Raw genomic sequence first — 11,007 nt, 5'->3', positions numbered from 1 at the left:
GACGTCCAGGGCGCCGGGTCCGGGGGCGGCGAAGACGGCGCAGTCGGAGAGGACGGCGATGGCGTGCAGGCCGGTGTCGGCGGCCATCTTGCGGATCTTGCGGTGCATGTTGACGGTGGCGGTGTCGATGACGAGGGCGCGCATCAGCGGGTCCCAGGTCGGGCGGTCCAGGGCCGGCCAGCGCTCGCCGGGCTTGTAGCCGTGTCCGCGTGGGCGTTCGCGGAGCTTGCCGATGGTGCCCTTGGCGGTCTGCTTGATGGCGGTGAGCACCGCCAGCTCGGCCGGGTCGCCGGTGCTCTTGAGGGCGGCCATGGCGTCGAGGAAGGCGAGCGGGTCGGTGTCGGCCAGGTCGAGCGGGACGCCGAGTGCGGCCATCGTGTCCAGGTACGCCGCGCGCAGCCGCTTGTGCCACGGGTCCAGGTACGGGCCGTGCTCGTGCCGCAGGTACGCCTCGGCGGGCTGCACCGTGGCGCCGAGCTCCACCGCGTAGGCCAGTTTCACCGTGGAGTACCAGGCCGGGGCCGTCGGCCGGGAGCCGTCGGCGGTGAACGGCGACGGTAGGAGCGGGTCCGTCTCGACGTGGGAGAGGTCGACCAGCCAGGAGCCGGGCACCTTCGGGTCGAAGGCCGGCGCGGTCTCCCGGACCGGCGGACATAGCGGCAGCGTCAGACGGCCGGCTGCGGCGAGGAAGGCCATGTTGATGTCCAGGCCCACCGCCCAGGCGGTGGCCTTCTCGGCGTCGGTCAGGTCGCGGTGCCAGTCCCACGCCTCGGTGACCAACTCACCGCCCGGCTCCCGGTCCTGGGCGAGCGGGTGGACCTCCGGGACCTCCGGCGGCGCCGGGTCGAAGCCCTTGACCGGCCGGGAGCCCTCCACCGGCCCGGACGTCCAGCCGGCCTCGGTGCGTACCGCGCGGGTCGGCGGGCGCAGCGCGGTGACCAGTTCCAGGCCGGAGACGGCGGTGGAGCCGCGCGGGGTGAGGACGCGGGTGGCGTATGTGCCGAGCAGGCGGGCGAGGTCGGCGGCGCCGAGGCCGTCGGGGATCTGCCAGCCGCCGGTGGCCAGCGCGCCCCAGGCGGGGATGCACAGCTGGACGCAGACCCGCTTGCCGTCCTCCGGCGTGCGGTAGACCCGGGCCCACGGGCCCAGGCCGCGCTGGGTCAGCAGCCAGCCGGCCTTCTCGATCTGCTTGACGGCCTTGTGGGTCTTCGGCAGCTGGCCGAGGCGCTGGACGAACTCCTTCTTCTCGTCGCGGCCCATCGGCGGTAGGCCGAGCTCGGCGAGCGCGGTGTCGGTGATGACGACCAGGGCGTCGCCGTCCTTGCCGTGCCGGTGCAACCTGGGCGAGCCCAACTTGGTCTCCAGCGCCCACTCGACCACGTCGGCGAGCGTGCGGCCGGCCGGGGCGGTCGGCGCCGCCGTGCCGTCGGCGAGGTAAGCGACCAGGGCCTTGCCGGACGGGGCGACGTCCAGCACCGCGAGCGGACCCGCCGGGAACCGCGCGGCTGCGGCGGCCTCCCAATCGGACGGACCCTCAGCCTTGACCGCCGCCTTCGCCGGAGCCTTCCGCGCCCGCGACGCCGCACCAGCGGCAGGGCGAGACGGCGTGCCGCGCCGGGCCGCAGCCGGTGCGGCGGCCGCGCGGGCGGCCTGACGGGGCGCAGCGACCGAAGCGACCGAGGCAACCGGCTCCGGCGAGGTCTGCTCGACCGGCCGCGCGACGGCCTGCGGGGCGTCGGCCGGGGCGGGCGCGCACCAGCCGCCCATGTGCACCGGACGGCCCTGGGAGCGGTACGGCGTCGGCCGGCCGCACCGCACGCACGGCTCCGGCGGCCCGGCAACCAGGTCCCCGGCCGCCGTGCGGTCCAGCTCCAGCACCACGTCGCCGGGCGTGGCAGGCGTCTGCGGGGGCGTGGGAGTGGCGGCGGGGGGCGGCGGCTGCTCCTGCTGGGCGGGTGCGGGGGCGAGCTGGGCCGCGATGCCTTCCAGCAGTCGCGCGTACACGGTGCGGGCCTCGCCCTGCGGGTCACGCCGACCCGATTCGTAGGCGGTGAAGGTGCTGGTGCTGACGCCGAGGGCCCTGGCGGTCTCGGTCTTGGTCAGCCCGTACGCGGTGCGCAGCCGTTCGCGTTCGGCCGGGTCGGGCAGCGGTACCGCGCGGCGCGGGCCGGCGCCGAGCAGCGCATCGATCGCGTCGGGGGTGTCCGTCATTGCGCTCTCCTTTACTGAGGGGGAGGGTGCTGTCAGCGCACGCCCTGGCGGATCTCTTCGAGGCGGGTCATCAGTCGCTGGTAGCGCTGGGAGGCGGCTTGGGGTGTCTTGAGGCCCTGCTCAGCGGCGATCTGGCGCCAGTCGAGGCCGCGGCGACGGGCTTCGATAATCACCTGGCACTCCAGGCGGTCCAGCTGGAAGCGGAGCTCCTCGAACACGGCGAGGGCGGCGGCCAGCTCGTCGTCGCCAACACCGTCGCCCTGCCCGTCGGGACGACTGCTCGCTTCCATCACCACGCCCAGCACCTGGGCGCTCTCCCACAGGTGTGTCGCCGGAGCCCAGACCGGCCGTTCCACCTGAGCGTCCGGGAGGGGCTTCAGGCCGGCCAGGCGCTCCTGGGCGGTCGCGTACCGCTGGGCGGCGGAAGTCGATTCGACTGTCATGGAAGCATGCTAACGTTGATTCAACAAATAAACAACTTGTTGATTCATTGGTCGGAGGGGCGATGGACGAGGGGGACATGGCGCCGGCGCTGCTGCCGGAGGCCGAACACCGCGAGGTGTTGGAGGGATTGATCCTGCCCGCGTGGACCGCCCACGCTGTCCCGCAGGACCAACCGGTCGTGGTCGTCGTCGGCGGCCCGCCAGGATCCGGGAAAACCGAGATAGCCGATCTCGTCCACGCCTCCCTGGCCGGACGCGGGGGCGCGGTGCGCATCGGCAGCGACCTGTACAAGCACGTCCACCGCTACTACACCGGCCTACTGGCCGACGACGTGCGCACCGCCGGGGTGAAGGTCCGCCCCGATGTGCGGCGCTGGCAGTCCGGTGTCGAAGCTCATGTCCGCGACCGGCGCCTGGACGCCGTGGTCGAGAGCGCACTGGCCGACCCCCAGCAGGCACGCGCCGACGCCCGGGCGTACCGGGACTCCGGACACCGTGTCGAGGTCGTCGTGCTGGCCACGGCACTGGCGTGGAGTCAGCTCGGCGTGCTTGACCGCTACCTCGGCGCCAGCGACGGGGCCGGACGGTACGTGTCGTGGGGCGACCACGACACCTGCGCCCGGCAGCTGAGCCGCTCCCTGGACCTGCTGGAGGCCGAACACCTGGTGGACCGCATCACGGTGGTGCGGCGCGGAATGCGATTCGTCTACGGCAACGAGCTCGTCGCCGGAACGTGGATACGGTCGCCGGGCGCCGCGCGGGCGGTGGAGGCCGAGCGGGCCAGGTGGTGGAGCGCCGTCGAGACCGCGTCCTTCCGCCGGTCACTGGCCCGCGCCGAGCGCGCCCTGGTACGGGCGGAGACCCGGCTGCCCGCAGACCACGTGCTGGCCGTGGCGCGGGACGCGGAACGGGCCCGCGCGCTGGCCGAACCGGTGCGGCGCGCCGCCCAACCGGCCGCCGCCCCGCCAGGCGTCGACTACCACCGGCTGTCCGCCGACGAACACGAGTGGACCTTCCAGAACCTGATCCTCCCGGACCTCGGGGAGATCGTGGCGCAGGAGCGGCCCGTCGTCGTGTACGTCATGGGGGCTCCCGGTGCGGGCAAGACCCGGGCGACGGCGATGGTGCGCCGGGCGATGCGCGCGCGGCGGCCGGTGTGGATCGCCGGAGAGCTGTTCAAGGCGGCCCACCCCGACTACCTGCGGCTGTTGCGCGAGCACCCGCGCACCGCCTCCGCCCGGATCCGCGCCGACTACAAGGCCTGGCAGGCCCGGGCCGAGGCGTACGTGCGCGAGCGGCGCGCGGACGCGGTGATCGAGATCGCCCCCGGCAGCGCGAACAGGTTCCTCGGCGACACCGCCGCCTGGGACCACGTCGGGTACCGCGTCGAGCTGCTGGTACTGGACGTGAGAGCCCCCGACAGCCGCCAGAGCACGGCCCTGCGCTACGCCGAGGTCAGCCGGAGCGGCACCCGCCCGGGCCGGTTCACCACCGCCAGCGGGCACGACCGGTGCCTGGCGGCGGTGCTGGAGTGCGTCCAGGCCGTCGAGGAGCAGCGCCTGGTCGACCACATCAGCGTGGTCCGCCGCGACGGCAGCGCCATGTTCCGCAACGCGCTCGGCGCCGACGGCCGCTGGACCGGACCGGTGGGTGCGGCACTCGCTGCCCGGGCGGGGCAGGTACGGCCCTACACCGACCAAGAGGCCCGCCAGTTCCTCGCCCGGCAGCGCGAGCTGCGCACGGCGCTGCCGCAGTACCGGCGGGAGGTCGACGCGATCACCCGGCTGGCCTGGCCCCTGCTGCCTGCGGCGCTCCAGCCCGGCCGGCTCACCGTCGCCCCGCCCGCTCCCACCAGCGTGCCCGGGCAGGCCACCACGATCGGGCACGGCGACGGCGTCGCGCTGGACACCCCGGCCGACGCCCTGGTGGAGACCCTCAGCGCGCTCGCCGCCCGCCAGCGCGAGCACCGCACCCGCACCGCCGACCGCCTCACCCGCGTCATCGACAGCCACCTGCTGACCGAGGACCTGAACGACATGGCCCCCTCTACTACCGGGCCAAAGCCCACCGCGACCTCGGCCGCACCGGCGCGTCCCGCCAAGGCATGCAGCAGGTCGCCGCCGGCACCACCCGCCTCGCCCCCGCGGCCTCGCACACCTCGCCCGCCTCGACGGCGACTTCCTCACCGCCCGCACCGACACCGAACGGCACGCCGTCGCCGACGAGAGGGCCACCGCCCAAGCCCAGCTCGCCCTCGCCCGCTACTTCCACCACGCCGTCCTCGACGACGCCGGCTCGACGGCCCCGAAGCCGTGCGCTCCCGCTGGCGCGCCCTCGTCACCGCGCGGCAGGACCGCCTGCGCACCGCACGCTGAAGCGACGTGGGGCCTGCTACTTGCCGCCCAGGCTGCGCAACTCCTGCAGAACCGCCGTCTGCCCGGCCACCAGGGTCTCCAGCACTCGGCCCTCCAGCCTGAGCCGCGCCAGACAACCCGCTGACCTGTGCGAATACGATCGGCCAGTACGAACTTGCAGGCCGAATCCGGTCGCAGTGGTCGCTCGAACCCCTCCCGTCCCGGCTGCGCCGGGACGGTCAGCCGACCGCGCGCAGCCTGGAGCGGCCGGCCTTGGGCGGGGCGGCCTGGTAGTCGGGGATGAGGATGGGGGGGACGCCTTCGCGGGCGGCGCGGGCCATGGCGGCCTGCATCTCGAGTTCGGAGCTGTAGCCGGCGATGGCGGGGTGGAGGCGGTAGCGGTAGCCCTTGCGCAGGACGAGGCCGCGCTCGACGAGGAGGGTCATCCCGCGGCTGACCACGGAGGGAAGGATCTGGAGTTCTTCGGCGATGTCCTGCTGGGTGAGGGGGACGACGCCGCCGGGGTTCTGCCGCTCGACCATGACGGACAGGACGTTCGTCGCGGTGGGGGTGAGTTCGAGGCGCCGCAGCATCCCGAACAGGTCGGTGACCATCAGCATGCTGTCGACTCCTTGTCCCCGTTCTGGACGGCTGCCAGCCCGATGATGTCAGGGAATCCGTTCTCGAGGGCGAGTGCCCGGAGTTCGGCGAGAAACGTCTGCTGCTCGTCCCCATTGCCTTTGTACGCGATGAGGGGGTTGAGCTGCCAGGCTCCCCGGCCGACGCTGCGGATGTAGTTGCGTGCGGCGAGGTGTTTGAGGGCGGGGCTGACGCTGGAGCGGCTGGTGCCGATCTCGTCGGCGATCTCGCGCTGGATGGCGTGGCAGACGCCTCGTTCGGCCCGGCCGACGATGTTCGACAGCACGGCGCACTGGAGCTTGGTCATCTCGCCGGACATGAGCGCCTGCGGAAGGACGTAGCGGGCGAAGTAGCGGCTGAGGAGGGCGTAGCCGTCGGAGCCGAGGACTTCGTGGGGGGCGCGGCGGTAGAACTTCGTGCGGGCTTCGTAGACACCGTTCGGGAGGTGGCCGGCGTAGCCGCGGACGATCTCGGCGGCGAGGTCGCGCTGGTGCTGGGGGCCGGCGGGCTGGAGTCTCGGCTGGCGGGTCCGCCCGGGTACCTGCCTGCGGGTGCTGTCGCGCTCTGCCTGTGCCAAGACCGTGATCCTTTGCTCGTGTCGGCAGCAGGCTACACGTCCTTCGCAATGGTGCGAAGCATTCTGCGCGCGAGTGCGAAACACGTGTCGCGGGCGCGGTCGGGGCTCTCGGCGGCCGGTTCGTCTGGCCAGGTCCGGTGATCACACGGGAGATCCCGGGTGTCGTCGCACGTCGACCCCAATGTTTCGCAGTATTGCGAAACATTGGGGTCGAATGTCGGCGTTCCGTGACACAGAAACGCCCCAAGTGTCGGCGCAGCTAGACCTTTGATTTTCCAAGTCCGCAGGTCAGAGGCATGATCGGCCGGCTGTCCTCTTACATAAAAAGGCCTGCCGCCGCTCCTGCCGCAGGCCGCCAACGAGGCATCGTTGCGGCTCGCCTCCATGAGGGAGCTTCCCCTCCCACCCACGCAGGCAATCGTCCACCCCCATGTGATGCACTCCTGTCAGGCCGTTGAACAGCAACCGACGCATGGTCACCCCCTCCGATGCCTTCGCCATGTGCAGCCCGAAGCGGAGGACACTTGCAGGTGGCGACTCCAGCACCACACGACTTCCGAAACCGTCGCCTCGGTCACCCCCACACGGCCGCGGCGCTGGACACCATATGGTCCGCCACCGATCGCACGGGTCTGGCCCCGCAAGGTGTCGGCGGCAGGTTCATGGCTCAGAAGCCGCCTTCTACCAGCCACGGGTCGCCGGGCTTGGTCGGCCTGCCGACGACCGCACCCAGTACGGCCTGCTTCTGGTCATCGGGCTCGACCAGGACCACGCAGCGGCCTGAGCTCGTGTTCGGGGAAAGCGCGCACCTGAGCGCATGCGCCATCCCGACCCACCTGACGTGCTGCCGTTCTGACGCGCGCGCTGCGCCCGGTAAGGGCTCCGAGCGGTGAAGCCAGCGGTTCGCAACGGAGAAGGACGACCCGACCGCCCCGCGAACGTGAGTCGTAGCGTGGAGGGAGCGAGCGGGTCGACGCAACGGGTCGGCGCCCCATGCCCGAAAGGGGGTTCCTACGATGAAGACCACCACCACCGGCCCCGGTCGCCTCGCCCTGGACCGCCCCTTCCGTGGGGGGGATGGGAGGACGCCGTCGCGCTGTTCCTCAGCGGCATCGGTGCCGCCGTCGCCCTGAGCCTTTGACCTCCGATCCCCGCCCCGAGGCTCCGAGAGGCGGGGATCGCCCGCCCGATTCGCCCGGTACCGGTACCCGACCATCCCGGCCGGCGGATGAAAGAGCATTTCGTCCCCGGGGGCCGTGTTGGAGGCATCCCCATCATGTCCGTACAGCTGAACCACACCATCGTCTTCGCCCATGACCGTCAGGAGTCCGCCGAGTTCCTGGCTGGCCTGCTGGGTCTCGAACTCGGCGAGCTCTGGGGCTCGTTCCTGCCGCTGGTACTCTCGAACGGGGTCACGCTGGACTTCGCCACCGGGCCCGAGCAGTTCACCCCGCAGCACTACGCGTTCCTGATCTCGGAGCGGGAGTTCGACGAGCTCCTCGCCCGTCTGCAGGAGGGCGGCATCAGCTACTGGGCCGACCCGAGGTTCGCGCGGCCCGGCGAGATCAACCACAACGACGGCGGCCGCGGCGTCTACTTCCGGGATCCGTCCGGGCACGGCATGGAGGCCATCACGGTTCCGTACGGCGGCTTCTGACGCGTCGGCCGGGCCCGCTCCGCCGAAGGCCGGTCACGACGTCCGGCGCGCCCACCCCGTGAACTGCGTCGCTGCCTGGCCGGTGGCTGCCGAGTGCACCTGACAGGCCCGTAGGCCTGGGAATCGGGCACGGAACCCACCGGGTCCCCGAACACACGCGTCGAAGAACACCCCGAGGCTGCCGCAGGCCGACACACACGGCTGCCGACCACCCTCCGAACCCCTTACTGCCCGACGGCGGTTCTCCGCCGCCGAGACGGTTCGAGCCGTCTCGGCCGCAACACAGCGCCACACCGTCCGAACTGGCGCGGCATCACCCACGAGTCCGGCACCGCACCCGACTCGCCACCGACGCCGGCACGCGTGACCAGGCCGACGAGCGCAGCCGCTGAACCATATGCCCCTTTGTGGCGTCTTCTGCCCCAGTACCCATCCTGATCAAGGAGATCCCCCACCGTGAAGGTCCACCCCGTCACCGCCCTGTTCCCGATGCTCGGCCCCGACGAACTCCTCGACCTCGCCCAGGACATCGAGAGCAACGGCTTGACCGAGCCCGTCATCCTGGACGCCGACGGCGTCCTCCTGGACGGCCGCGGCCGACTCGCCGCCTGTGAATTGGCCGACGTCGAACCCCGCTTCACCACCTATCAGGGCGACGATCCGGTCTGCCTGATCGTGTCCGCCAACCGCCACCACCCGAACACCACCGCGAGCCAGCACGCCATGATCACCGCGATGGCACGCTCACTCTCCCCGGGCTCACTCCCGTCCGACACCGCCCGCTGCGGCATCAACGTCACCCGGCTGTCCATCGCCACCACCGTGCTCGAACACGCCCCCGACCTCGCCGAACAGGTCCGCACCGGCACCCTCGCCCTCAACGCCGCCTACACCGCCGTCCGCAGACGCAAGGCCGACGCCAAGGCCCTCCTCGCCCAGCACGCACGACTGCGCCGGCACGCCCCCGACCTCGCCGAGCAGGTCATCGCCGGCCACCTCGCCCTCACCGACGCCACCGCGGCGCTCGACGCCCGACAGGAGGAGGAACACCTCCGCCGGCGGGTCGAGGAGATCGACGCCATCCGGCTCGCCGACGGAGACACCACGCCGGCCTTCGCCCGGACCGCCGAAGCGGGCGATGTCGACTGGCGCCACGCCCATGAGAGGGCCGAGGAGTACCTCGCCCAGCGCCACGACGCCATCCGCCACGTCCAGCACAGCCTGGCCGGTATCGCGGAACTCTGGAGCGCCGTCCAGGACCTCGCCCACCACCCCCGGAGCCCCTACGCCCGGGAGATCCTCAAGGGCCTCACCGGCCCTGCGCGCACCCTCGCCAACCGCCTCATCGCTCTCGAAACCGCTTGCGCGACAGGCGCGGTCTGACCCGCACCCCGCCGCCGGCACGGCTGAGACAGCGGTTGAGACAGCGGTTCGGAAGGCTTCTGCGGCGGCGGCGAAATGACCCGCCGCCGCTGTCCGTGCACACTCCAACGCGCTCCGAAGGAACCCCGGGCGCTACACCTGGGAGAAGACACTGATGCGGCCGCCGGTGTCGGAGGCCGGGTCGGTGCGGGCGGTGTGGCCGTCGGCCTCGGGATTCCTCGAACTCAAGCGCGGCCGCGCACGCGGGCCGATCGTCGGCTGACGCGAGCCGGCTGCCTGGTCCGCCGCCGCCTCCCCGGGGCGGCGGCCGTCGCGAGCGGCATCGACAGCCGGGATAATTGTCCGGTTAGAGCACTTATGCAGTGCTATGTCAGTTAATATGGCTTTCAATTAGATATTCGCCGAATGTCCGTGTGATGTGCACGATACGAACTTGTGTCTTCCGGGTCGATCTGCCTAGCGTTCGGGCTGTTCGCACCTGCGGACCCTGCCGCCGGGACGCCGAGTCCTGTCCACCGGTCGGCCGGACGTCGAGCAGTGCACCGGGCAGGAGCGGGGGAACCAGGTAGTTCGCCGCGCCCTGCTCGGCCCGTTCGCGGGCGAGACGGGTGTGGCTTGGGGTGAAGCCGCCGCGTGCGGCCGGGCTACCTCACGGCCCGAACCCGACAGCTCACCTCGCAGGCGTCGCAGAGGGACGCCCCATGCTGACTTCAGGTACCGGCCGGCACCGCCGTGCGCGCCGGAGACACACCCCGCGTCTGGCCGCCACCGCCGGGATCGCCGGCGCCGGCCTCATGCTGCCGCTGCTGAGCGCGAGCGGAGCCTCCGCCGCGCCCGGCTTCCCCACACACGCGAGCCACGCCGGGTGGCAGGAGCACCGTCAGCACCGGCACCAGAGCGACTCCGATGGTCAGCACCGCCACCAGGCCGACCCGACCGCCGCGCGGCCCTCCGCTCCGGCCTCACCCGAAGCCTCGCAGGCCTCGTCGTCGCCGTCGCCGTCCGCCCCCGCCTCCCACGCCCCGGAATCCGCCACCGCGCGCCCCGGCGGCGAGTCCCAGGGCTCCCACTCGGCGCGGCCCTCCGCTCCGGCTCCGGCCCCGGCGTCCCACACGTCCGCGCCGTCGTCCCCGTCGTCCCCGTCCGCCCCGGCCACGCACGCTCCCGCCCCCGCCCCCGCCCCCGCCCCCGCGGCCACACCCACCACCCCGGCCACGCAGACCGCTTCGAGCTCGGACGCCGTGCGGCAGGTCCTCAATCTGATCAACCAGGCGCGGGCCGCCCAGGGTCTGCCCGCCTACACCATCACGTCAGGGCTGACCAGCAGCGCCGAGACCCACGACCAGACGATGGCCGACGGCTGCGGCATGTCCCACCAATGCCCGGGCGAGGCCGAGCTGGGGGCGCGGGAGACGGCCGCGGGCGTCCAGTGGAACGCCGACGGGGAGAACATAGGCTACGGCAACGGGGTCTCCACCTCGGCCCAGGACATCGCCGCCATGGCGGTCAGCCTGACCCAGGACATGCTGAACGAGACGCCGCCGGACGACGGCCACCGCAAGAACATCCTCAGCAGCGAGTTCACCCACATCGGCATCGCCGTCCACCGGGATGCCGGCGGAACCGTCTGGCTCACCCAGGACTTCTCCAACTGACAGTGATGATGTTCGTGGTGACGCCGCTGGCGGGTCTGACCCTCCAACTGACTGACGTCTCGACTGTCCTGTTTGGGATTTGTCGGCC

General features: G+C 72.2%; 8 protein-coding genes and 1 riboswitch. Of the genes, 4 read left to right on the top strand and 4 right to left on the bottom strand.

The window, feature by feature from the left end; translation table 11 throughout:
* Together ABZW30_RS45015 and ABZW30_RS45010 are read right to left on the bottom strand one after the other, a co-directional pair.
* The coding region (locus ABZW30_RS45015; RefSeq protein WP_355677134.1) for a helix-turn-helix domain-containing protein at positions 1-2,211 on the bottom strand (2,211 nt) is incomplete at its 3' end.
* Between the two features lie 32 nt (positions 2,212-2,243).
* Positions 2,244-2,654, bottom strand: coding sequence for a hypothetical protein (locus ABZW30_RS45010; protein ID WP_355677133.1), 411 nt, complete (start codon positions 2,652-2,654; stop codon positions 2,244-2,246).
* A gap of 62 nt (positions 2,655-2,716) precedes the next feature.
* Between ABZW30_RS45010 and ABZW30_RS45005 the strand changes: the two genes are divergently transcribed.
* Positions 2,717-5,029 (top strand): zeta toxin family protein, encoded by a 2,313-nt coding sequence (locus ABZW30_RS45005; RefSeq protein WP_355677132.1) that lies wholly within the window; start codon positions 2,717-2,719, stop codon positions 5,027-5,029.
* A gap of 218 nt (positions 5,030-5,247) precedes the next feature.
* On the opposite strand, the gene ABZW30_RS45000 is transcribed toward ABZW30_RS45005, so the two are convergent.
* Together ABZW30_RS45000 and ABZW30_RS44995 are read right to left on the bottom strand one after the other, a co-directional pair.
* Positions 5,248-5,628 carry a helix-turn-helix domain-containing protein gene (locus ABZW30_RS45000; protein WP_355677131.1) on the bottom strand — a complete coding sequence of 127 codons (381 nt, stop codon included), beginning with the start codon at positions 5,626-5,628 and terminating at the stop codon, positions 5,248-5,250.
* Entirely contained in the window at positions 5,622-6,224 is a 603-nt protein-coding gene (locus tag ABZW30_RS44995) for a replication/maintenance protein RepL (protein WP_355677130.1), read from the bottom strand. Before ABZW30_RS44995 ends, ABZW30_RS45000 begins: the two co-directional genes overlap by 7 nt.
* Before the next feature lie 1,276 nt (positions 6,225-7,500).
* On the opposite strand from ABZW30_RS44995, the gene ABZW30_RS44990 reads away from it, so the two are divergent.
* The 3 genes from ABZW30_RS44990 (at position 7,501) to ABZW30_RS44980 (ending at position 10,919) form a co-directional block, all read left to right on the top strand.
* Positions 7,501-7,881 carry a VOC family protein gene (locus tag ABZW30_RS44990; RefSeq protein WP_355677129.1) on the top strand — a complete coding sequence of 127 codons (381 nt, stop codon included), beginning with the start codon at positions 7,501-7,503 and terminating at the stop codon, positions 7,879-7,881.
* A gap of 456 nt (positions 7,882-8,337) precedes the next feature.
* Positions 8,338-9,264, top strand: a complete 927-nt coding sequence (locus ABZW30_RS44985) for a hypothetical protein (RefSeq protein WP_355677128.1) — start codon at positions 8,338-8,340, stop codon at positions 9,262-9,264.
* A gap of 530 nt (positions 9,265-9,794) precedes the next feature.
* Positions 9,795-9,963: riboswitch (cyclic di-AMP (ydaO/yuaA leader) on the top strand.
* A gap of 2 nt (positions 9,964-9,965) precedes the next feature.
* Positions 9,966-10,919, top strand: coding sequence for a CAP domain-containing protein (locus ABZW30_RS44980; RefSeq protein ID WP_355677127.1), 954 nt, complete (start codon positions 9,966-9,968; stop codon positions 10,917-10,919).
* Positions 10,920-11,007 lie beyond the last annotated feature (88 nt).

It is taken from the genome of Kitasatospora sp. NPDC004669 (genome assembly GCF_040609455.1).
GTDB lineage: Bacteria > Actinomycetota > Actinomycetes > Streptomycetales > Streptomycetaceae > Kitasatospora.
Note: the sequence above shows the minus strand (reverse complement) of the source record. Positions and strands in the feature narration are given on the sequence as shown.

What these genes read in the sequence shown, in the direction of transcription:
- ABZW30_RS44990 (WP_355677129.1), top strand. Translation starts at nt 7,501, where the DNA reads ATGTCCGTACAGCTGAACCACACCATCGTCTTCGCCCATGACCGTCAG.
- ABZW30_RS45010 (WP_355677133.1), bottom strand. Translation starts at nt 2,654, where the DNA reads ATGACAGTCGAATCGACTTCCGCCGCCCAGCGGTACGCGACCGCCCAG.
- ABZW30_RS45005 (WP_355677132.1), top strand. Translation starts at nt 2,717, where the DNA reads ATGGACGAGGGGGACATGGCGCCGGCGCTGCTGCCGGAGGCCGAACAC.
- ABZW30_RS44980 (WP_355677127.1), top strand. Translation starts at nt 9,966, where the DNA reads ATGCTGACTTCAGGTACCGGCCGGCACCGCCGTGCGCGCCGGAGACAC.
- ABZW30_RS45000 (WP_355677131.1), bottom strand. Translation starts at nt 5,628, where the DNA reads ATGCTGATGGTCACCGACCTGTTCGGGATGCTGCGGCGCCTCGAACTC.